Source organism: Diaphorobacter sp. HDW4B, assembly GCF_011305535.1.
Lineage (GTDB): Bacteria > Pseudomonadota > Gammaproteobacteria > Burkholderiales > Burkholderiaceae_C > Diaphorobacter_A.
Map to the genome: position 1 here is coordinate 331,629 of NZ_CP049905.1, position 21,766 is coordinate 353,394.

Annotated in this window: 18 protein-coding genes and 2 tRNA genes; 10 read left to right on the plus strand and 10 right to left on the minus strand. The window is 61.2% G+C overall.

Features of this window, described 5'->3' with window-relative positions; genetic code table 11:
* Positions 1 to 15: 15 nt before the first annotated feature.
* The 8 genes from infB to rnr all read right to left on the minus strand — a co-directional run bounded on the left by infB (position 16) and on the right by rnr (position 10,860).
* Positions 16 to 2,898 carry a translation initiation factor IF-2 gene (gene infB, locus G7048_RS01580; RefSeq protein ID WP_166066488.1) on the minus strand — a complete coding sequence of 961 codons (2,883 nt, stop codon included), beginning with the start codon at positions 2,896 to 2,898 and terminating at the stop codon, positions 16 to 18.
* Positions 2,899 to 2,922: 24 nt separating this feature from the next.
* A complete protein-coding gene (gene nusA / locus G7048_RS01585) occupies positions 2,923 to 4,407 on the minus strand; it encodes a transcription termination factor NusA (protein ID WP_166066489.1) in 1,485 nt (494 codons plus the stop codon).
* Between the two features lie 78 nt (positions 4,408 to 4,485).
* Positions 4,486 to 5,073 carry a ribosome maturation factor RimP gene (rimP, locus tag G7048_RS01590; protein WP_166066490.1) on the minus strand — a complete coding sequence of 196 codons (588 nt, stop codon included), beginning with the start codon at positions 5,071 to 5,073 and terminating at the stop codon, positions 4,486 to 4,488.
* Positions 5,074 to 5,271: 198 nt separating this feature from the next.
* The gene (locus G7048_RS01595) at positions 5,272 to 5,655 is read right to left on the minus strand and encodes a thioredoxin family protein (RefSeq protein ID WP_240933125.1); all 384 of its coding nucleotides are present in this window, start codon (positions 5,653 to 5,655) and stop codon (positions 5,272 to 5,274) included.
* A 34-nt stretch (positions 5,656 to 5,689) separates the two neighbouring features.
* Positions 5,690 to 6,967 (minus strand): cytochrome c, encoded by a 1,278-nt coding sequence (locus tag G7048_RS01600; protein ID WP_166066491.1) that lies wholly within the window; start codon positions 6,965 to 6,967, stop codon positions 5,690 to 5,692.
* Entirely contained in the window at positions 6,964 to 7,644 is a 681-nt protein-coding gene (locus G7048_RS01605; protein ID WP_371747605.1) for a cytochrome c, read from the minus strand. The genes G7048_RS01600 and G7048_RS01605 overlap by 4 nt, the downstream gene beginning before the upstream one ends.
* A gap of 58 nt (positions 7,645 to 7,702) precedes the next feature.
* Positions 7,703 to 8,464, minus strand: coding sequence for an SDR family oxidoreductase (locus G7048_RS01610; RefSeq protein ID WP_166066492.1), 762 nt, complete (start codon positions 8,462 to 8,464; stop codon positions 7,703 to 7,705).
* 56 nt (positions 8,465 to 8,520) lie between these two features.
* A complete protein-coding gene (rnr, locus tag G7048_RS01615; protein ID WP_205750372.1) occupies positions 8,521 to 10,860 on the minus strand; it encodes a ribonuclease R in 2,340 nt (779 codons plus the stop codon).
* Positions 10,861 to 10,894: 34 nt separating this feature from the next.
* Between rnr and G7048_RS01620 the strand changes: the two genes are divergently transcribed.
* Both G7048_RS01620 and G7048_RS01625 read left to right on the plus strand, forming a co-directional pair.
* Positions 10,895 to 10,979: transfer RNA gene (locus tag G7048_RS01620), tRNA-Leu, on the plus strand.
* Between the two features lie 161 nt (positions 10,980 to 11,140).
* Positions 11,141 to 11,225 (plus strand) — tRNA-Leu (locus G7048_RS01625).
* Positions 11,226 to 11,476: 251 nt separating this feature from the next.
* Here G7048_RS01625 and G7048_RS01630 read toward each other — a convergent pair.
* Positions 11,477 to 12,400, minus strand: a complete 924-nt coding sequence (locus tag G7048_RS01630) for a LysR family transcriptional regulator (protein ID WP_166066494.1) — start codon at positions 12,398 to 12,400, stop codon at positions 11,477 to 11,479.
* A 111-nt stretch (positions 12,401 to 12,511) separates the two neighbouring features.
* Between G7048_RS01630 and G7048_RS01635 the strand changes: the two genes are divergently transcribed.
* The 8 genes from G7048_RS01635 to fahA are packed head-to-tail and all read left to right on the plus strand — an operon-like array spanning position 12,512 to position 21,235.
* Positions 12,512 to 13,606, plus strand: a complete 1,095-nt coding sequence (locus G7048_RS01635; RefSeq protein WP_166066495.1) for an aromatic ring-hydroxylating dioxygenase subunit alpha — start codon at positions 12,512 to 12,514, stop codon at positions 13,604 to 13,606.
* 4 nt (positions 13,607 to 13,610) lie between these two features.
* Positions 13,611 to 14,558, plus strand: coding sequence for a PDR/VanB family oxidoreductase (locus tag G7048_RS01640; protein ID WP_166066496.1), 948 nt, complete (start codon positions 13,611 to 13,613; stop codon positions 14,556 to 14,558).
* Between the two features lie 46 nt (positions 14,559 to 14,604).
* Positions 14,605 to 15,582 carry a tripartite tricarboxylate transporter substrate binding protein gene (locus G7048_RS01645; protein ID WP_166066497.1) on the plus strand — a complete coding sequence of 326 codons (978 nt, stop codon included), beginning with the start codon at positions 14,605 to 14,607 and terminating at the stop codon, positions 15,580 to 15,582.
* Positions 15,579 to 16,541 carry an MBL fold metallo-hydrolase gene (locus G7048_RS01650; protein WP_166066498.1) on the plus strand — a complete coding sequence of 321 codons (963 nt, stop codon included), beginning with the start codon at positions 15,579 to 15,581 and terminating at the stop codon, positions 16,539 to 16,541. Before G7048_RS01645 ends, G7048_RS01650 begins: the two co-directional genes overlap by 4 nt.
* A 49-nt stretch (positions 16,542 to 16,590) precedes the next feature.
* Positions 16,591 to 18,306, plus strand: coding sequence for an FAD-dependent oxidoreductase (locus tag G7048_RS01655; RefSeq protein ID WP_166066499.1), 1,716 nt, complete (start codon positions 16,591 to 16,593; stop codon positions 18,304 to 18,306).
* Between the two features lie 25 nt (positions 18,307 to 18,331).
* Complete coding sequence (locus tag G7048_RS01660) at positions 18,332 to 18,568, plus strand: DUF2783 domain-containing protein (protein ID WP_166066500.1); 237 nt, start codon at positions 18,332 to 18,334, stop codon at positions 18,566 to 18,568.
* A 39-nt stretch (positions 18,569 to 18,607) separates the two neighbouring features.
* Positions 18,608 to 19,921: a homogentisate 1,2-dioxygenase gene (gene hmgA / locus G7048_RS01665; protein WP_166066501.1), complete on the plus strand. Its 1,314-nt coding sequence runs from the start codon at positions 18,608 to 18,610 to the stop codon at positions 19,919 to 19,921.
* A gap of 45 nt (positions 19,922 to 19,966) precedes the next feature.
* Entirely contained in the window at positions 19,967 to 21,235 is a 1,269-nt protein-coding gene (fahA, locus tag G7048_RS01670; RefSeq protein ID WP_166066503.1) for a fumarylacetoacetase, read from the plus strand.
* A gap of 10 nt (positions 21,236 to 21,245) precedes the next feature.
* Here fahA and G7048_RS01675 read toward each other — a convergent pair whose 3' ends face one another.
* Positions 21,246 to 21,569, minus strand: a complete 324-nt coding sequence (locus G7048_RS01675; protein ID WP_166066504.1) for a tetratricopeptide repeat protein — start codon at positions 21,567 to 21,569, stop codon at positions 21,246 to 21,248.
* Positions 21,570 to 21,766 lie beyond the last annotated feature (197 nt).

Sequence of the window (21,766 nt, forward strand, 5' to 3'; positions counted from 1 at the left end):
CTCCTGCACGACGCTTTACAGCGTACGTGCGATCTCCTTGATTTCAAAGAGTTCGAGCTGATCGCCTTCCCTGATGTCGTTGTAGTTGCGCAGCTTGATACCGCACTCGAAGCCTTCCTTGACTTCCTTGACATCGTCCTTGTGACGGCGGATCGATTCGACTTCGCCGGTGTAGATGACGATGTTTTCGCGCAGCAGACGGAACTTGCAGCCACGCTTGACTTCGCCGGACGTGACGTAGGAACCGGCAACAGTACCGATCTTGGAGGCCACGAACACGGTGCGGATTTCGGCCGTACCGATGGCTTCTTCGCGCTGCTCGGGAGCCAGCATGCCGGACATGGCCGCCTTCACTTCATCCACTGCGTCGTAGATGATGTTGTAGTAGCGGATGTCCACATCGTTGCCTTCAGCGGTCTTGCGAGCTTGCGCGTCGGCACGAACGTTGAAGCCGATGATGATGGCCTTGGAGGCGATCGCCAGGTTGACGTCGGATTCGCTGATGCCACCCACGCCGGAGTAGACCATCTGCACCTTGATTTCGTCGGTGGACAGCTTGAGCAGCGAGGTAGCCAGAGCTTCCTGCGAGCCTTGCACGTCGGCCTTGATGATCAGCGGCAGAGTCTGCACCGCACCGCCCGCACCCATTTCGGAGAACATGTTCTCGAGCTTCGCAGCTTGCTGCTTGGCCAACTTGGTATTGCGGAACTTGCCAGCACGGTAGGTCGCGATTTCACGGGCGCGGCGTTCATCGCTCAGCACCATGAAGTCGTCACCGGCCTGCGGAACTTCGTTCAAGCCCTGGATTTCGACAGGGATCGAAGGACCGGCTTCCTTGGTCTGCTTGCCGTCTTCATCCAGCATGGCGCGAACGCGGCCGAATGTCTGACCTGCCAGAACAATGTCACCCACCTTGAGCGTACCGGACTGCACCAGCACGGTCGCCACGGAACCACGGCCCTTGTCGAGCTGGGCTTCGATCACGAGACCCTTGGCTGCGGCGTCGACCGGAGCCTTGAGCTCCAGCACTTCAGCTTGCAGCAGCACTTGCTCGAGCAGCTCGTCGATGCCTGCACCGGTCTTGGACGACACGGACACGAATGGCGAATCGCCACCGTATTCTTCAGGCACCACTTCAACGGCAACCAGTTCCTGTTTGACGCGGTCCGGGTTGGCATCGGGCTTGTCGGCCTTGGTGATCGCGACCACCACGGGCACATTCGCAGCCTTGGCGTGCTTGATGGCTTCCTTGGTCTGGGGCATGACGCCGTCGTCGGCAGCCACCACCAGAATCACGATGTCGGTTGCCTGAGCACCGCGAGCACGCATGGCCGTGAAGGCCTCGTGACCGGGGGTATCGAGGAACGTCACGATGCCGCGTGGAGTTTCCACGTGGTAGGCACCGATGTGCTGCGTGATACCGCCCGCTTCGCCCACCGCCACCTTGGAGCGGCGGATGTAGTCCAGCAGCGAGGTCTTGCCGTGGTCGACGTGACCCATCACGGTCACCACAGGTGCGCGCGGCAGCTGTTCGGATTCCGAGTTGGAGACTTCTTCCGCAGTGAATGCTTCCGGATCGTCCAGAGCAGCCACCTTGGCGGTGTGACCCATTTCCTCGACCACGATCATGGCCGTGTCCTGGTCCAGCATCTGGTTGATGGTGACCATCTGGCCCATCTTCATCAGAATCTTGATCAGTTCACCGGCCTTCACGGACATCTTGTGCGCCAGTTCCGCGACCGTGATGGTCTCGGGCACGTGCACTTCAATGGCGCGGAATTCGGCCTGAGCATGTTGCTGATGATGATCGTTGCGGTCATTGCCGCCACGACGACCACCGCGCGGACCACCGCGCCAGTTGGAGCGATTGTTCACGCCACCCGAGGCATCGCCACGGGTCTTGATTTCCTTCTTCTTCGCGCCGTCATTGGCCCAACTGGATGACAGCTTGGCGGACTTGACTTCCTTGCCGTCCTTGCCAACACCAGCACCGGCTGCAGGAGCCGCTGCGGCGGTGCGCGCACCAGCGCCACCGGTACCGGTAGCGGGCTTGTGCAGCGTGCCCTTCTTGGCATCGGCGCCAGCAGGCTTGGCAACCGGCTTCGGCTCCTCGGGCTTCTTGGCGACCAGCACCTTCTTGGGAGCGGCCATCATGGCGCGAATGGCTTCGGCTTCAGCCAGAGCCTTCTTGCGGCGATCATCCAGATCGGCTGCGCGAGCGGTTTCCTCCGCCTGACGCGCCTTGGACTCAGCCTCGGCCTTGGCGCGGGCATCGGCCTGTGCCTTGTTGCGCGCTTCGGCTTCGGCAGCGGCTTCGGCAGCAGCTTCCTTGCGAGCAGCGTTTTCCGCGGCCTTCTTGCCCGCTTCCGCAGCCATGTAGGCAGCAGCGCGCTCTTCGGCTTCGCGGTCACGGCGCTCGCGCTCTTCGCGTTCGCGGCGCTGCGCAACTAGGTCTTCTTCCTGGCGGCCGATCAGCTCGGCATTGCGGCGCGCTTCTTCCTCGCGACGAACCAAGTCCTGGTCCTCGGCGGATACGACGTCTTCGTGCACTGCGGCGGCGGACTCCGAACCTGCATCGGACGGAACTTCGGTGCCGTCTTCGCGTTTGACGAAAGTACGCTTCTTGCGCACTTCAACTTGGATTGTGCGAGCTTTGCCTGTGGCATCAGCTTGCTTGATTTCGCTAGTGGATTTTTTCACCAAAGTAATTTTCTTGCGATCTGCACCAGACGTGCCATGGCTGGCCTGCAGATAGGCAAGCAGCTTTTGCTTGTCACCCTCGGTCAGGGCATCGCTCGGAGATGCCTTTGCCACACCAGCGGTCTTCAATTGATCCAGCAGCATGGCAGGGGATTTTTTGAGTTCGGCGGCGAACTCGGCGACTGTATTGCTCGACATATTGTGCTTGTACCTCCTTGACCTTTACTCTTGCCCAGTAAACCAGTGCTCACGCGCCTTCAGAATCAAGGCTTTCGCTTCGTCAGCAGTCTGGCCGGTCAGTTCGGTCAGCTCATCAATGGCCAGGTCGGCGAGATCATCACGAGTGTTCACGCCGGCCTCAACCAGCTTGTCGATCTGTTCAGGCGTCAGGCCGTCCAGAGAGCGCAGATCTTGCGAAACGCCGTCCACACTCTCTTCACGTGCGATTTCCATGGTGAGCAGAGCGTCCTTGGCACGCACGCGCAGCTCATTCACGGTATCTTCATCAAAACTTTCGATTTCCAGCATTTCCTGCAGCGGTACGTAGGCCACTTCTTCGAGGCTGTTGAAACCTTCCTCGATCAGGATGTCGGCGATTTCTTCATCCACGTCCAGCTTTTCCATGAACAGCTGGCGTGCGGCGCTGGTTTCATCGGCCTGTTTCTGGGCAGATTCGGCAGCGTCCATGATGTTGATCTTCCAACCCGTCAGGTCGGAAGCCAAACGCACGTTCTGGCCGCCGCGGCCGATGGCGATCGCGAGGTTTTCCTCGTCCACCACCACGTCCATGGCGTGTTTTTCTTCGTCCACGACGATGGAGGACACATTCGCAGGCGCCAGAGCGCCGATCACGAATTGGGCCGGGTCTTCGGACCACAGCACGATGTCCACGCGCTCGCCGGCGAGTTCGTTGGTCACGGCATTCACGCGGGTGCCACGCACGCCGACGCAAGTACCGATGGGGTCCACGCGCTTGTCATGCGAGAGCACGGCAATCTTGGCACGGCTGCCCGGATCGCGAGCGCAGCTCTTGATCTCGAGGAGACCTTGTTCGATTTCGGGCACTTCGTTGCGGAACAGCTCGATCATGAACTCGGGCGCAGAGCGCGAGAGGATGATCGGCGCGCCGCGCAGCGTCAGGTCCACTTCCATGATCTGGGCGCGCACGCGGTCGCCGTTGCGGAGGTTTTCCTTCGGAATCATTTCGCCGCGACGCAGGCGACCTTCGACGCGGCCGGACTCGACGATGATGTCGCCCTTGTCCATGCGCTTGACGGTGCCGGTGAAGATATTCTCGCCACGGCTCATGAAGTCGTTGAGCAGCATTTCGCGCTCGGCGTCGCGGATCTTCTGCAGAATGACCTGCTTGGCGGCCATCGCACCGATACGGCCGATCGGCACGGATTCGACTTCTTCTTCGATGTACTCGCCCACAGCGATATTGGCCACGCGGTCCTGCGCGTCCATCAACAGCTCTTCAGCGTCGGGATTCTGCAGACCCGCATCGTCAGGCACGACGACCCAACGACGGAAAGTGTCGTAATTACCGCTATCGCGATCGATAGCCACGCGAATATCCACCTCGCCCGGATAGAGCTTCTTGGTGGCCTGCGCCAGAGCGGACTCGACGGCACCCAGCACCACATCGCGCTCGACATTCTTTTCACGCGAAATGGCCTCAACCAACATCAACAATTCGCGATTCATTTCGACGACTCTCCTGTTTCAATCACTTTGAGGCAGCACCCGCATCCATGCGATGCCGTCCCCGTATATTTCAAACGTTCAACCCGCCTGCTGGCCTGGTTTGGCGCTCCGCCCCTTGAAATTCACAATGGGCGCAAGGCGCGCCTCCCGCAATTCATCAAAGGTGAACCCCAGTGCCTGCAGCGGCGCGGGCTCACGTTTCTTGCTCACACGCTGACCTGGCTTGACCGGAGGCGCATCGCTCCAGACCACTTGCCAGCCACCGTTTTCGGCCCGCTCCAGCGTGCCGCGAAATTTCTTGCGATTGGCGTTGATCAAACCGCCACCGGCTTCACCAACGGGCTCCTTGAGCGTGACATCGACTTCTGCGCCTTCAAAACGCTGAAAGTCCATCTCGTGACGCAGGAGACGGTCAATTCCTGGGGACGAAATTTCGAGGCGGTTGTAATCCACCGCATCGACTTCCAGCGCGAATTGCAACTGGCGGGTGACCTTTTCGCAATCTTCCACCGTGATGAATTGCTCAGCCGCTGGCTCCTCCCCGGCAGTCGGTTGCCACGGAAGGTCAATGGTGATTCTCAAGAGGCCGCCTGCGGAGCGCTCAATCTCCACCAGGTCATAGCCCAGCCCGGTCACGGTTTGTTCAACGATTTGCTGCAATGCCACGTATGCGCTCTGTCCTGTTTCTCGAATGCACAAGCCAAGGGTTCGCTCTTGAAATCACTTGATGCCAAAAGCAAACGCCCAAAAAAAAGGGCGGTTGGAACCCGCCCGTTTGGTCGTGAAGACAGCATTATAGCCCGATTACAAGTTTCTGCATAGCAGCACGGCATGCATTTTGCATTGGTGATGGTCGCAAAACATTCACGATCCTGTGCTTGCAAGCCGCTCAAGCAAAGGCGCGGCGTGCACATCGGCCGACTGCGCCTTTTCTTGCATCAAGCGCCTGAGCAAGGTGTTGATCAGGCCAATCTGCGGCAGCACCGGCCCGAGAAAGCGCACCTCGCTGCCCTCGGAAATCAGCAGTGACGGAAAGGTTTCCACCTCGTAGTCCCCCATTGCCTCTTCCTCATCCTCGACATCGACCCAGCGGAATTCGACCTCAGGATACTGCGCGGCCAACGCCTCGAACTGCGGCTGGTATTGGTTGCAGACAACACACCAGGCCGCACACAGGCAGATCACACGCCGCACAGGGCGAATATCAATGGCGGTCTCATCAGCCGCCGGCATGGGCAAATCGGTCATCACAGTCATTCAACACAATATCGGGGGCTTCGCATCAGGAGCCACGGCGCTCGCGCACGCGGTACACGTCGGTCGCATCCAGCGAAGAAGCCTGATTATCCCAAGCGTTGCGTATGAATGTGACCACAGCTGCAATTTCCTTGTCGCTGAGCACATGCAGATAAGGTGGCATGCCCTGCGGACGTGGATTTCCGGCAGTTGCGGGCATGTAGCCGCCATTCAAGACCATACGTACCACATTGGTGGGACTGTGCATGGTCACCGCACGGTTGCCCGCGAGCGCCGGGAACGACTCGCCATCGCCCTGCCCCTTGTCACCATGACAGGAGGCACAGTTCTGCCGATAAACGGAGGCTCCCAACTCCATGGTGCGCGATCCGGGAGCATCGACCTTCTCCACAGCGACCTGCTGCTGCGGCAACTCCCGCAGATAAGTCGCCATGGAGCGCAGGTCCTGATCATTCAGATACTGCGTGCTGCGAAACACCACCTCGGCCATTGGCCCGGAAACGGTGGCGTGCGGCGAAGTGCCCACCCTCAGCAAACGCTCCACATCGGCCTGAGACCAAGCGGCCACACCCGCCTCCTGAGGCGCGTTGAGCGCAGGCGCATACCAGTTCTGCACCGGAATCAGCCCGCCGCGAAACGCCGCCCCATCTTGCGTGGCACCTAGTACATTGCGCGGCGTATGACAGGCGGCGCAATGCCCCAGCCCCTGCACCAGATAGGCACCGCGATTCCAGTCCGCCGATTTCTTGGCATCGGCCTCGAAGCTGGCTGGACGGAAAAACATCGCCCGCCACCCTGCCAGAGCGACCTGCGTGTTGAACGGGAAATCCAGCGCATTCGCCCGATTGGCCTGATCGACCGCCGGAATGCTGCGCAGATAGGCCCAGATCGCATCGGAATCCTCGCGCGTCACCTGCGTGTAGCTGGTGTACGGAAACGCCGGATAGAGCAAACGCCCATCGCGCGCGCGTCCGTTGTGCATGGCGCGCCAGAATTCCGACGAAGTCCATTCGCCAATGCCGCTGCGCAAGGCCGGAGTGAGATTGGTCGAATAGATGATGCCGAACGGCGTCTCGATCGCCCGTCCACCCGCGAACTTTGCACCACCAGCCACGGTATGACAGGCCATGCAATTGCCCGCGCGCGCCAGATATTCACCCTTGGCGACCAACGCAGGCGTAATCTGCACCGACTCGCTTGCTTCCAATGGCGCTTCGCCAACGCGGTTCAACTGCTGCACGGCAAAGCCCGCGACCACAGCCAAGCCGATCAGCACACTAATAATCTTGATGGAGCGCTTCATTTCCCAGCCACCTCCATGCCGCCGCAGCGTATCGGCAGCGGCGGCTCATGGCGCTCGGCCGGCTTGCCGCCGTTGGTGATCGGCTGCGCAGACAACCAGGCCGACACCGCACTCACATCTTCGGGCGTCATCTGCTTGGCCACGGCCGCCATGCAGTCGGGTTCATGCGCGTGTCGCTTGCCCGCTTGCCATGCGCCCAATTGCCCATTCAGATAGTCGCGCGGCAAACCCAGCAGCCCCGGAACAAACGGCTGAACACCCGTCATCGCGGAACCGTGGCATTGCACACAGGCAGGCAGCGAACGCGAGGCATCGCCCTCGAACACCAGCTTGCGGCCACGCTCCAGCACGGACGGGGGTTCGGTCGGCGCAGGCGGCTGCGGATACGGAACCTGCAAAGAAGCAAAGTGCCCCGCCATCTCGCGCAGATAGTCGTCGGTCAGGTTTTCCAGCAGATACGACATCGTCGGATAGGCGCGTCGCCCATCCCGAAAATTCAGAAGCTGGTTGTAGAGATAACCTTCCGGCTTGCCCGCAATGCGCGGAAAGTAGCCGCTGGTCGTGGATTTGCCCTGCGCCCCATGACAGGTCGTACACGCCAAGGTGCGCGTCGCCATGCCATCGGGATCGTTGAGCTTTGCGGAGAAATCCGGCGACGCAGCCACTTGCGCATTCACAGGGAAAGCGGCAACCGAGCAGATCGCCGCAAGCAACCAAGCTATGGAGGTGCGCCGCCTACCCACGGCCAGCAAATGGCATCTTGGTCGCCATCACCGTGTGGAACATGACATTGGCTTCGAGCGGCAGATTCGCCATGTAGAGCACGGACTGGCCGACGATTCCCACATCCATCAGCGGCTCCTCGGCCACTGCGCCATGGGCCTGCATCACGCCTTGGGTCAGGCGCTGCGCCAGTTCGGTTCCGGCATTGCCCACATCGATCTGGCCGACGGCGATGTCGTACTTGCGACCATCGAGCGATGCGGTCTTGGTCAGACCCATCACCGCATGCTTGGTGGCGGTGTAGGCAATCGAATTGGGACGCGGCGTGTGCGCGGAAATCGAACCATTGTTGATGATGCGGCCACCACGCGGCACCTGCGTCTTCATCACGCGAAAGGCGTTCTGGATGCAGTAGAACATGCCGTTCAGGTTGGTATCGACAACCGCCTTCCAGTCCTCGATCGACAGGTCTTCAAGCGGAACTGCCGGAGCGCCGATGCCGGCGTTGTTGAACAGCAAGTCCACCCGACCAAACGCGCTGACCGCCGCGTCGAAGACGTTGCGCACCGAAGCGGGATCGGTCACGTCAGAGGTCACCACCAGAGCGCGATCACCCGCACCCGATTGCGCCGCTACCTCGGCGAGTGGTGCCTCGCGGCGACCTGTCAACACCACCTGCCAACCATCGGCCAGCAGCGCCAGTGCCGCCGCCTTGCCAATGCCCGAACCAGCGCCCGTGACGAGCGCCACCTTCGACTTCTTGCTATCCACCATCTCCGACATGTCTCCGTTTTATTGTGACTGCACCCAACCCGCGATCATCGCTGCAATCATCGCTGTGATTTGCGTGCCTTGCTCGCGCTCTTGCGCGAAGCCTTCTTGTTGACGGTCGCCTTGGGGCCGCGCGCAGACTTGTCCTGCTTGCTGCCGCCACCACCACCATTGCTATTTCCGTTGCCGTTACTGCCACCATCCTTGCCGCGACTCGGCTTGCCCGCACGAGGCGCATCGCTGCCACGTGCACGCACCATATCATCAGGACGCGACGGCACGCGAGCGGCCTTGCCAGCACCGGGGCGCGAGCGATTGGCTGCAGCTGCGGCAGCCAGCTCGATGTCGTCACGCACCAGACGGAAGTCGATCTTGCGACCGTCCAGATCCACGCGGCTGACCTGCACCCGCACGCGCGTGCCGATCGAGTAGCGGATGCCGGTGCGCTCGCCACGCAGTTCCTGGCGCACCTCGTCGAACTTGAAGTACTCGCCACCGAGTTCGGTGATGTGCACCAGCCCTTCGACATACATCTCGTCGAGCGTCACGAAGATGCCGAACGTCGTGGCCGCAGTGACCACGCCGCTGTATTCCTCGCCCAGATGTTCGCGCATGTAGCGGCACTTGAGCCACGCTTCCACGTCGCGGCTGGCTTCGTCCGCGCGGCGCTCGTTCGCGCTGCAATGCAGTCCAGCGGCTTCCCAGGCTTCGAGTTCGCGCCGCGCCGACATCGACAGCGGCTTGATGTCAGGGTCCTTCACGCGACCCGCCAGTCGCTTGACCAGCTTGTCGTAGGCCTCGCCCTGCTCCGGCAGCGTCGGCAACTTGTACTTGGTGTTGCTCAGGATCGCCTTGATCACGCGATGCACGAGCAGGTCGGGATAGCGACGGATCGGGCTCGTGAAGTGCGTGTAGGCCTCGAACGCCAGGCCGAAGTGACCACTGTTGTAGGGCGAGTAGATCGCCTGCTGCATCGAGCGCAGCAGCATGGTGTGGATCTGCTGCGCGTCCGGACGGTCCTTGGTCGCAGACGCAATCGCCTGGAACTCGCCCGTCTTCGGTTCGTCGCTCACGGTCATGCCCACACCCAGCGCCTTCAGATAGGCGCGCAGAATGTCGACCTTCTCCGGCGTTGGGCCGTCATGCACACGGAACAGACCCGGATGCTTGGATTGCCCGATGAAGTCCGCGCTGCAGACGTTGGCCGCCAACATCGCCTCCTCGATCAAACGGTGCGCCTGATTGCGCACGCGCGGCACGATCTTTTCGATGCGGCCATTCTCATCGCAGACGATCTGCGTTTCGGTCGTCTCGAAATCCACCGCGCCACGCTTGCCGCGCGCGCCCAGCAGCGAGGTGTAGACGCCGTGCAGATTCAGCAGATCCTGCACGCGATCCTTGCGCTTGGCCGCCTCCGCACCACGCGTGTTCGCCAGAATCGCCGCCACTTCCGTATAAGTGAAGCGCGCGTGACTGAACATCACCGCCGGGTAGAACTGGTAGGCGTGAACCTCACCGTCTGCCGTGATCAGCATGTCGCAGACCATGCACAGACGCTCCACTTCCGGGTTCAGCGAACACAGACCGTTGGAGAGCTTCTCGGGCAGCATGGGAATCACGCGGCGCGGGAAATACACGCTGGTGGCGCGGTCATATGCATCCACATCGATGTCGTTGCCGGTCTCCACATAGTGGCTCACATCGGCAATCGCCACCAGCAGGCGCCAACCCTTGCCACGGCCCACCTTCGCGGGCTCGCAATACACAGCATCGTCAAAGTCGCGCGCATCCTCGCCATCGATGGTGACCAGCGCAATGTCGGTCAGATCGACGCGGCGGCGCTTGTCCTGCGCACGCACTTTTTCAGGCAGCTCCTTCGCCAGCCCCAAGCACGCAGCCGAGAACTCATGCGGCACACCATATTTGCGCACCGCAATCTCGATCTCCATGCCGGGATCATCCACCTCGCCCAGCACCTCGGTCACGCGACCGACAGGCTGACCATAAAGAGCCGGAGGCTCGGTCAGTTCGACCACCACCACCTGCCCCGACTTGGCCGTGCCCGTGGCACCCTTTGGGATCAGCACATCCTGACCATAACGCTTGTCTTCCGGCGCCACCAGCCACACACCACTCTCATTGAGCAGTCGGCCGATGACCGGATTGTGAGGACGCTCGACGATCTCGACGACACGCCCTTCGGGACGCCCGCGCTTGTCGTAGCGCGCAATGCGCACACGCACCTTGTCACGGTGCAGAACGGCGCGCATTTCATTGGGGGGAATATAAATGTCTGGCTCACCATCATCGCGAATGACAAACCCATGTCCATCGCGATGACCTTGCACGGTTCCTTCAATCTCTTCCGATTGATTTGCAGAGAACGGCTGCGAGTGCATTTTTTTGATATACAATCTAAATCTTTCCTGAGATGCCCAGGTGGCGGAATTGGTAGACGCACTAGTTTCAGGTACTAGCGAGTAACATCGTGGAGGTTCGAGTCCTCTCCTGGGCACCAAGTTTAACGACAACAAACGGCAAGCCGTCGAAATCGATAAGCTTTTTAGTGATTCTCTGGAAAACTTTTTCTCTGCTCCGCAAGGGGCTGAAGACAAAAGAAAGTTTGCAAATTCGGATTTCTGACACCAAGGTCAGTTTACAATTGCAAACACTTTATAAGCCCAGGTGGCGGAATTGGTAGACGCACTAGTTTCAGGTACTAGCGAGTAACATCGTGGAGGTTCGAGTCCTCTCCTGGGCACCAAACACAGAGCCGTTGAGTGAAAACTCAACGGCTTTTCTGTTTTCTGCGTGAAGATTCAACTTCGCGCCAAACGGCTTGCCCGTACGCAGTGTTTCAACCCGGTCTTCACCAGTTTGTGCATCAACGCACGCCTCGATGCCCACCCTTTTGGTCGCACCCGATGTTGTGAAGCGCTGCGCAAAGCTGCAGTCCATGGGTCTGCGCCCAGCCCAGCATCGCGTGCAGCAGGCGCTCGCGAAACGGTTTGCAGCTCACGTCACCACACGCGGAAAATGCTCGAAGGTTTCCTTCACCAACTCGCGCAGCCAGATGGTGGCGGAGTCGTTGTGAAAGCGGGCGTGCCAGTACTGGCTCAGTTGAAACGGCGGCACCGGCACGGGTGACTCGAACATGCGCACCGCGCCGAATTCGACGAACACATCGGCCAGTTCGCGCGGCACGGTGGCGAGCAGATCGGGATGGCGGTCGATGAGCAGAGGCACCATCAGAAAGTGCGGCGTGACCACGGCGATCTTGCGTGCCACGCCCTGCTCTTCGAGCACCTTGTCGTAGCTCTCGCTGGTGCGGCCGGTCAACGAAACGACGACATGCTTCATCGCTTCGAACTGCTCGCGGCTGAGCTCCGTGCCCAGTTCCTTGTTGCGCGCGCTGGCAATGGTGACGAAGGAACTCAGAAACAATCGCTGCTGATACAGCCCATCGGGCGCGGCGCGAATCGAGCCGAGCGCGAGGTCGACTTCGCCCGATGCCAGCAGGCCTTCGATCTGTTCGATGGGCACCTGTATCGTGCGCAAGGAGCAGCCCGGCGCGATCTTCTTGAAGCGCGCGAGCAGCGCAGGCAGAAACACCAGCTCGCCCATGTCGGTCATGCTCAGGGTAAACACCCGTTTGGCTTTCGCGGGCTCGAAACGCGAGCTCACCAGGATCTGGCCGCGCACGGTCGAGACCACATCGGCGACCGCTGCGTGCATGCTCGTGGCTCTGCTGGTCGGCTCCATGCGCGGGCCGATTTTCACGAACAGCGGATCATCGAAATACGCTCTCAGTCGGTTCAGCGAATGGCTCATCGCGCTTTGGGTTAACCCTAGCTTTTGCGCCGCCTTCGTAACGCTTCCCTCCTGATAAATCGCATCGAACACCGCCAGTAAGTTCAAGTCGAATTGATCTGTATGCATGGTGTTCATTCTATGAATGGTGTACGCACGATTGATACATGGATTCCACCACCCTAGACTTCATTCACGCCGTCAAAAAGATTCGGTGGATGACAACCAGGAGACAACCCCATGTTCATCAAAAACACTTGGTATGTAGCGGCTTGGGACCATGAAGTCACCAAGGAAGGCATGTTCACTCGCACCATCATCGGCGTGCCGGTGCTGATGTACCGAAAGGCCGACGGCGAGATCGTGGCCATGGAAGACCGCTGCTGCCATCGCGGTGCACCCTTGTCGGTGGGCCGCCGCGAAGGGGACTGCGTGCGCTGCATGTACCACGGCCTGAAGTTCGATGAAGGCGGCCAGTGCGTGGAAGCACCTGCCCAGAAGCGCATTCCGATTCAAGCCAAGGTCCGTACTTTCCCTGTGGTGCAAAGCCACCGCTGGGTCTGGGTGTGGATGGGCGACCAAGCCAAGGCCGACCCTTCGCTGATCCCCGACACGCAATGGCTCGACCATCCCGACTGGCGCAGCAACGATGGCTACATTCACTACGACGTGAACTACCTGCTCATCTGCGACAACCTGCTGGATTTCTCCCACCTGCCTTTCGTGCATCCCACGACTCTGGGCGGCGGTGCGGACTACGCGGCCAGCCAACCCAAGGTGGACCGCATCGACAACGGCGTGCGCATCACCCGCTGGGCCATCGACATCGAACCACCTCCATTTGCCGCAGCGGTGAAGGACTGGGGCGGCAAGGTCGATCGCTGGAACATCTACAACTTCACCATTCCCGCCACGCTGCTGATGGACTCGGGCATGGCCCCCACCGGCCAAGGTGCCGAGCAAGGCAACCGCGAAGGCGCGATCGAGTTCCGTGGCTGCCAGGCGATCACGCCGGAGACCGAAAACTCCACGCACTACTTCTTTGCGCATCCACACAATTTTTCCATCGATCAGCCTGAAGTCACACGCAAGATTCACCAGGCCGTGGTGGATGCCTTCGACGAAGACCGCGACATCATCACCGCGCAGCAAAAGAGCCTGGCGCTCGCGCCCGATTTCAAGATGGTGGCGTTCGGCATCGACGCGGCGCTGAACCAGTTCCGCTGGGCCGTCTCCAAGCGCCTGGCCGAAGAGGCCGCAGACGAAGCCGCCGCCAAGGAAGCCGCTGCATCTGCACCTAGCACAGCAGCCCCCGCAACCACCGCAAAGGTCTGACATCATGAAGCTCGTAGTTGCACGCCTCACGCACGAGGCGCAGGATGTGCTCGGCCTCGAATTGCGGAGCAAAGACGGCAGCACGCTGCCAGCATTCACCTCGGGTGCGCATATCGACCTGCATCTGCCCGGCAATATCTGCCGCCAGTACTCGCTCTCCAACTGCTCCTCGGAGCGCGACCGTTATGTGATCGGCGTGGGCCTGGCTCCCGCATCACGCGGTGGTTCGTCCTACGTGCACCAGAAGCTGGCTGTGGGCGACGAGATCGAAGTGAGCGAGCCCCGTGCGCTGTTCGGCATCGACGAGAGCGCCAGCGAACATGTGTTCATCGCCGGTGGCATCGGCATCACACCCATCATGAGCATGGTGCGCTGGTGCATTGCCAACGACAAGCCATGGAAGCTGATGTACTGCGTGCGCACCCGTTCACGTGCAGCGTACAGCTGGACATTGGCACCGCACGGTGAGCGCGTGCAGTTGCATGTCGATCAGGAAGCCGCTGGCGCACCTGATCTGGCGGGCTTCATCGGCAGTGCTGGTAGCGGTGCGCATGTGTATTGCTGCGGCCCCGAAGGCTTGATGAACGCCGTTGGCAATGCGGCGGCTGAAGTCGGTCTGGCCAAGGCAGCCACGCACTTCGAACGCTTTGCCCCACCGGAAAACGCAGCCCCCGCTGCACCCGCAGGCAGCTTTCAAGTGCTGCTCAACCGCAGCGGAAAAATCATCACCGTCGCGCCAGAGCAGAGCATGCTCGAAGCGTTGGAATCCTGCGGTGAATCGCTCCCCTTTTCTTGCCGCGAAGGCATGTGCCGCAGTTGCGAACTGCCCATGCTCGAAGGCGAGGCAGACCATCGCGACTACGTTCTCTCCGACGAGGAACGTGACGCACACCGCTGCATCCTGCCGTGCGTATCCCGCGCACGCAGCGAACGCATCGTGGTTGATCTTTGAGCTTCCCTCCAACCGCAGTCATCCCTACAAAACGGAGACAAACCCCATGTTCAAACTTCTTTCCACGATTTCCGCTGCTTGCGCAGTCCTGCTGATGGCAGGCACGGCCTCGGCGCAGGACTACCCCAATCGCCCTGTGCGCATCGTCGTGCCCTACGCCGCAGGCGGTGCCACCGACTTCGTGGCGCGCACCGTGGGCGACAAGCTCTCCAAGGCGCTCGGCCAGCCGTTCGTCATCGACAACAAGGCAGGCGCAGCCGGTGCCATCGGCGCAGGCGAAGTCAGCCGCGCCAAGGCCGACGGCTATACGCTGCTGATGACCATCACCGACTCGCAGATCAACAACACCGCGCTGTACAAGAAGCTGGCCTACGATCCGCAGAAGGACTTCGCCTTCATCACCCAGGTGGTGCGCAGCCCCGCGCTGATCTCCACGCATCCCGGCACCGGCATCAAGAGCATGGCCGACCTGAAGGCCAAGGCCGCCAAGGGCGACGTGAAGCTGAGCTACGGCTCCTGGGGCATTGGCGGACTCGGCCATCTGGCGGGCGAGAGCCTGAACCGCTCGCTCAAGGCCAACATGGTCCACGTGCCGCAGCGCGGCGAAGGCCCGGTGGTCTCCGACCTGCTTTCGGGCACCGTGGATGTGGGTCTGTCGTCGGTTGCCAGCGCGCTGCAGCATGTGCCCAGCGGCAAGGTGGTTCCACTCGCCGTTCTTGGACCACAGCGGTCGACATCGCTGCCCCAAGTACCTACCATGATCGAGCTGGGCTTCAAGGATCCGCTGTACGAAACCAATGTCTGGATCGGCTTTCTGGCACCTGCAAAAACGCCGCAAGCCATCATCGACAAGCTGAACAAGGAAGTGCGCGCCGCCATGGCAACACCCGAATTCAGCCAGCAGTTCGTGAGCAAGGGCTTTGAAGTCATGAACAGCACCCCCGAGCAATTTGCCACGTCCTACAAAACGGAGTTCGACGTGATCACCAAGCGCATCCGTGAACTAGAAATTGAGGCCCAATGATGAACACCCGTACCTTTGCCAGCCACGCCGATGTGGAAGTCAAGCAAGTCACCTTCAGCCAGATCTCCGAGCACGCCTGGGCGTACACGGCCGAAGGGGACCCGAACACCGGCATCATCATTGGCGACGACGCTGTGCTGGTGGCTGATACGCAAGCCACCCCCGCGATGGCCGCCGACGTGATCCGCCGCATCCGCGAAGTCACCGACAAGCCCATCAAATATGTGGTGCTGACCCACTACCACGCCGTGCGCGTGCTGGGCGCAAGCGCCTACGGTGCCGAGCAGATTCTGGCCAGCCAGGACACGTATGACCTGATCGTCGAACGCGGCGAGCAGGACAAGGCCAGCGAGATCGGTCGCTTCCCGCGCCTGTTCAGCAACGTGGAAACCGTGCCGCCCGGAATGACCTGGCCCACCATGACCTTCACCGGCAAGATGACCGTGTGGCTGGGAAAGCTCGAAGTGCAACTGCTGCAACTCGGCCGTGGTCACACCAAGGGCGACACCGTCGTGTGGCTGCCGCAGGAAAAAGCGCTGCTGTCGGGCGACCTGGTCGAGTTCGGCGCAACCCCTTATGCGGGTGACGCCTACTTCAAGGACTGGCCACAGACGCTCAGCAACCTCGAAGCGCTCAACCCCAAGGTGCTGGTGCCAGGCCGCGGCGCAGCGCTCACCACGCCGGAAGCCGTGAAGGCGGGCCTGACCGAAACACGCGAGTTCATCTCCGACGTGCTCGCCAATGTGCAAAAGGGTGTCGCCGCAGGTCAAGACCTGAACGCGGTCTACAAATCCACTTACGCAGCCCTCAAGCCCAAGTACGGAAGCTGGGTGATCTTCGACCACTGCATGCCGTTCGACGTGACGCGCTGCTACGACGAAGTCACCAAGTACACCGACCCACGCATCTGGACAGCCGAGCGCGACGTGGACATGTGGAAATCGCTCGAAGGCCAGTAAGCCGGAACCAACAGCCAGAAAGAACCCACAGGGTCCAAGGAGACAAGCCATGAAACTCAACGATCTGCTCATCCCCCGCGAAGGCGAGCTGGACATTCAGAAGCTCACGTTTGACTACGTGCGCCATGCCGATCAAACGGCAGCAACGCCTGCGCGGCATCCGGTGATCGTGGTGGGTGCAGGCCCTGTGGGACTGGCGCTGGCCATCGATCTGGCACAGCAGAACATTCCGGTCGTGCTGCTCGACAACGACAACAAGCTCTCCACCGGCTCACGCGCCATCTGCTTTTCCAAGCGCTCGCTGGAAATCTTCGACCGCCTTGGCTGCGGCGACCGCATGGCGAGCAAGGGCGTTTCGTGGAAGCTCGGCCGCGTGTTCCTGCAAGATGAGCAGATCTACGAGTTCGACCTGCTGCCCGAAGAAGGCCACGAGCGCCCTGCGTTCGTGAACCTGCAGCAGTACTACGTGGAAGGCTTTCTGGCCGAACGCGCAGCGCAATTGCCGTTGATCGACATCCGCTGGAACAACAAGGTCGTGGGCATTGAGCAGCACGCCGACCACGCGGAACTCACCGTCGAAACGCCCGATGGCAACTACCAGTTGCGCGGTGACTGGGTCGCCGGTTGCGACGGTTCGCGCTCCGCTCTGCGCCAATTGCTGGGGCAGGAAAGCAAGGGCCGCACCTTCAAGGACCGCTTCCTGATCGCCGATGTGAAGATGGATGTGGACTTCCCCGCCGAGCGCTGGTTCTGGTTTGACCCCAACTTCCACCGCAACCAGAGCGTGCTGCTGCACATGCAACCCGATGGTGTGTGGCGCATCGACTTCCAGCTCGGCTGGGACGCCGATCCCGAAGAAGAAAAGAAACCCGAAAACATCATCCCGCGCGTGCGCACCATGCTCGATGCGTCGCCCTTCAAGGACGCGACATTCACACTCGAATGGGCCAGCGTCTACACCTTCTCGTGCCTGCGCATGGATTCGTTCAAGCATGGCCGCGTGTTGTTCGCCGGTGATTCGGCGCACGGCGTATCACCCTTCGGTGCACGCGGTGCCAACTCCGGTCTGCAAGACGCTGAAAACCTGTCATGGAAACTGGCTGCTGTGTTGAACGGCGAAGCGCCCGAAGCGCTGCTCGACAGCTATGCCCGTGAACGCGAAGTGGCTGCCGACGAAAACATCCTGAACTCGACCCGAGCCACCGATTTCATCACGCCGAAAAGCGAAGTCAGCCGCCTGTTCCGCGATGCTGTTCTGCACCTGGCACGCCAGCATCCGTTTGCCCGCAAGATGGTCAACAGCGGCCGCCTTTCGGTGCCTGCCACGCTGCGCAACTCGGACCTGAACACCGCCGATGCCGATGCTTTCAGCGGCCTGATGGTTCCTGGCGCAGTGGCTGCCGACGCCCCGTTCATCAAGGCGCAATCCACCGATTGGCTGATGCGGCAACTGTGCGAAACGCGCTTCACCGCGTTGGTGTTCGGCGACGGCCCTGCCGCCAAGGCCAGCCGCCATGCGGTGGCCGATTCGGGTCTGAGCCTCAACGTGGTGTCCGTGCCGCTGGACGAAGCCCACGTACTGGCCGCCCGCCGCTACGACGCGCAAGATGGCACGACCTATCTGATCCGCCCCGATCAGCATGTGACCGCACGCTGGCGCAACCCAAGTGCCGACGCATTGCGCGCAGCTTACGAGCGTGCGCTGTGCAAATCCGGCGCAACCGCCACCACCGGCAAAAACACCCAAGCCGCCGCACTGGCCTGATCCGAACGCGCAAGGAGACATCGACATGCCTACACCAAACATCACCGCGACCGCGCAAACAACGCAAGCAACGCTGATCGTCGAGCCCAATCTGGACACTCCGGACGACTTCTACGAAGCGCTGATCGAGGCCCACCACGACATGAGCGCCGAGCAAAGCCAGGCTTTGAACGCCCGCCTCGTGCTGCTGCTGGCCAATCACATCGGCTCGCTTCCGGTGCTCAAGCAAGCGCTGATCGCGGCTCGCGACGCGGCGCACTGAATCGACTGCACAACCCGACAAGAACAAGGAGACAGATCGATGTCCGCAGAACACCACACGCTGCAGTACCAAAGCGGCTTTGGCAACGAATACGCCACGGAAGCCGTGCCCCACGCACTGCCCCAGGGCCGCAACAGCCCGCAGCGTGCGCCGCTCGATCTGTATCCCGAACTGATCTCGGGCACCGCATTCACCGCGCCGCGCCATGAAAACCGCCGCACCTGGGTGTATCGCCGCCAGCCTTCGGTAGTGGCGGGCCGTTATCAGCCCTACACGCAATCCCTCTGGACCACCGGCGGTGATCGCGAAGCCGCGATGGCACCCGAGCCACTGCGCTGGAACCCGATCCCTTTCGAGCCCGGAGTCGAGCAGGACTTCGTGGACGGCATGCGCACGCTGGTCGCCAATGGCGATGCCGATGCGCAAACCGGCATGGGCACGCTCGTCTATCTGGCCACCCGGTCGATGGAGCAACGCGCGTTCGTGAATGCCGATGGCGAAATGCTCATCGTGCCCCAGCAAGGCCGTCTGCGCATCACCACCGAGATGGGTGTGCTCGATGTGAAGCCCGGAGAAATCGCGTTGCTGCCACGCGGCGTCGTGTTCAAGGTAGCGCTGCTCGATGGCCCGTCGCGCGGCTATGTCTGCGAGAACTACGGCGCGAACTTCCGCCTGCCGGAGCTTGGCCCCATCGGCTCCAACGGCCTTGCCAATGCGCGTGATTTTCAAGCGCCGGTCGCCGCGTTCGAGGAGTCCGGCAAGCCGTATGAGCTGATCAAGAAATTTGGTGGCCGCTTCTGGCAAGCGCCCACCAAAAGCTCGCCCTTCAACGTGGTCGCATGGCACGGCAATCTCGCGCCCGTGAAATACGACACGGTGAATTTCATGACCATCGGCTCCATCAGCTTTGACCACCCCGATCCGTCCATCTTCACCGTGCTCACCTCGCCCAGCGACACACCGGGCACGGCCAATTGCGACTTCGTGATCTTCCCGCCGCGCTGGCTGGTCATGGAAGACACCTTCCGCCCACCGTGGTACCACCGCAATCTGATGAGCGAATTCATGGGTCTGGTCTACGGCGAATACGACGCCAAACCGGGCGGCTTCAAACCCGGCGGCGCGAGCCTGCACAACTGCATGGTGCCGCACGGCCCGGACGAAGAAGCGTTCGAGAAAGCCAGCAACGCCCCACTCGCGCCACAAAAGCTCGACAACACGCTGGCCTTCATGTTCGAGAGCCGCTACCGCTTCATCCCCACCGCATTCGCGATGACGCAAGCACCGCTCGACCAGGATTACGCAGACTGCTGGGCCGGTTTGAAAGACCAGTTCGCAGGCCACGACAACTAAGCAACGCACCAAGCAACGCACGCACCACCGGAAAGAGACGAAGTCATGTACGAAATCGACGCAACCCACGACCCCAAACGCAAGAGCTGGGTGGAATCGGCCAACGCGCCGGACGCGGATTTCCCGATTCAGAATCTGCCGTTTGGCCGCTTCCGCCCTGCAGGCAGCAGCGAAGCCTTCCGCATCGGCGTCGCCATCGGTGACCAGGTGCTGGACCTGCGTGCCGCTGGTCTCATCGACACCGACGACATGAACGCGTTGATGGATGCGACACCCGCAGAACGCCAGCAACTGCGCAAGAAAATCTCGGAAGGACTCACCCTCCAAAGCGCCAAGCAAACAACATGGCAACAGGCGCTCGTGCCGCAGTCCGCATGCGAGTACACCGTGCCCTGCCGCGTGGGCGACTACACCGATTTCTACACCGGCATCCACCACGCCACCACCGTCGGCAAGCTGTTTCGCCCAGACAACCCACTCATGCCCAACTACAAGTGGGTGCCCATCGGCTACCACGGCCGCGCCAGCTCGCTGGTGGTGAGCGGCACCACAGTCAAGCGCCCCAATGGCCAGACCAAGGCCGCCGATGCCCAAGCGCCGACGCTCGGCCCATCGCAACGGCTCGACTACGAACTCGAACTCGGCTACTACATCAGCCAGGGCAACGCGCAAGGCAGCCCCATCGACATCGAGAACGCAGAAGCGCATCTGTTCGGCGTCGGCATGTTCAACGACTGGTCGGCGCGTGATCTGCAGGCCTGGGAATACCAGCCGCTCGGCCCGTTTCTCTCCAAGAACTTCTCATCGACAGTCGCGCCATGGATCGTGACGATGGAAGCGCTCGCGCCCTTCCGCGCGCCATTCAACCGGGCCGAAGACGACCCGCAGCCCCTGCCCTATCTGGACGGCAAGATCAACCGCAAACAAGGCCAGATCGACATCCTGCTCGAAGTGCTGATACAAACCGCCAAGATGCGCGACGCGGGCGATGCACCCGTGCGCCTGACGCGCGGCTCGGCGCTCGATGCGGCTTACTGGACCGCTGCGCAACTGGTCGCACACCACACCGTCAATGGTTGCAATCTGCAGGCCGGTGATCTGCTGGGCTCAGGCACCCTCTCGGGCTCGACGGCTGATTCCGCAGGCTCGCTGCTCGAACTGACCGCTGGCGGCAAGAACCCCATTCAGCTGCCCAACGGCGAAAAGCGCACCTTCCTGCAAAACGGCGACACGCTGATTCTGCGCGGCTGGTGCGAGCGCGATGGCGTGGTGCGAATCGGTCTGGGCGAAGCAGTCGGGACCGTGCAAGGCTGAACATCGACGGTCAGGAACTCTTGTCGAGCCGTCGCAAGAACACGGTGAGTTCCTTGACCACCTGAGCATCGCCACGCGCCTCGGCACAGGCCAGTCCGCTGCTCCACGCCGCGCGCGCAGCGGCGCTGTCCCCCAGCTCCAACGCGGCCTTGCCGAGCGCCTTCCACGCCACCGAATAGTTGGCATCCAGCGCCACCGCGCGCTGCAGATGCTCGCGCGCGATGCCGTACTGCCCGGCATCCAGATAACCCTTGCCGAGTGTGTAGCGCAACAGCGCCGTTTCCTTGCCCGCAGCCAACATGGCCTCCAGGCGCTGGGTCATATCTGAAGACATTGCAATTCACCCCCCGATTTGAAGTGAAGTATGCCGACTGGCATGAAAGACTTCGCTTTTGCATGTGTATTGAAGGCGCGTGACAAACGGCCCCAAAGACAAAAACCAACACCTGTCGTTGACACCCCCTGTAATCAACCTGTTAATCTCCAACCTGGAGAATCGCTCGCAAAACCATTAACAACTGCTCGAGAGGA

Coding starts and splice junctions, on each gene's coding strand:
- G7048_RS01595 (WP_240933125.1), bottom strand. CDS start 5,655: ATGACCGATTTGCCCATGCCGGCGGCTGATGAGACCGCCATTGATATT.
- G7048_RS01600 (WP_166066491.1), bottom strand. CDS start 6,967: ATGAAGCGCTCCATCAAGATTATTAGTGTGCTGATCGGCTTGGCTGTG.
- G7048_RS01610 (WP_166066492.1), bottom strand. CDS start 8,464: ATGGTGGATAGCAAGAAGTCGAAGGTGGCGCTCGTCACGGGCGCTGGT.
- G7048_RS01655 (WP_166066499.1), top strand. CDS start 16,591: ATGAAACTCAACGATCTGCTCATCCCCCGCGAAGGCGAGCTGGACATT.
- G7048_RS01650 (WP_166066498.1), top strand. CDS start 15,579: ATGATGAACACCCGTACCTTTGCCAGCCACGCCGATGTGGAAGTCAAG.
- infB (WP_166066488.1), bottom strand. CDS start 2,898: ATGTCGAGCAATACAGTCGCCGAGTTCGCCGCCGAACTCAAAAAATCC.
- G7048_RS01640 (WP_166066496.1), top strand. CDS start 13,611: ATGAAGCTCGTAGTTGCACGCCTCACGCACGAGGCGCAGGATGTGCTC.
- G7048_RS01630 (WP_166066494.1), bottom strand. CDS start 12,400: ATGCATACAGATCAATTCGACTTGAACTTACTGGCGGTGTTCGATGCG.
- G7048_RS01675 (WP_166066504.1), bottom strand. CDS start 21,569: ATGTCTTCAGATATGACCCAGCGCCTGGAGGCCATGTTGGCTGCGGGC.
- rnr (WP_205750372.1), bottom strand. CDS start 10,860: ATGCACTCGCAGCCGTTCTCTGCAAATCAATCGGAAGAGATTGAAGGA.
- fahA (WP_166066503.1), top strand. CDS start 19,967: ATGTACGAAATCGACGCAACCCACGACCCCAAACGCAAGAGCTGGGTG.
- G7048_RS01635 (WP_166066495.1), top strand. CDS start 12,512: ATGTTCATCAAAAACACTTGGTATGTAGCGGCTTGGGACCATGAAGTC.
- hmgA (WP_166066501.1), top strand. CDS start 18,608: ATGTCCGCAGAACACCACACGCTGCAGTACCAAAGCGGCTTTGGCAAC.
- G7048_RS01660 (WP_166066500.1), top strand. CDS start 18,332: ATGCCTACACCAAACATCACCGCGACCGCGCAAACAACGCAAGCAACG.
- nusA (WP_166066489.1), bottom strand. CDS start 4,407: ATGAATCGCGAATTGTTGATGTTGGTTGAGGCCATTTCGCGTGAAAAG.
- G7048_RS01645 (WP_166066497.1), top strand. CDS start 14,605: ATGTTCAAACTTCTTTCCACGATTTCCGCTGCTTGCGCAGTCCTGCTG.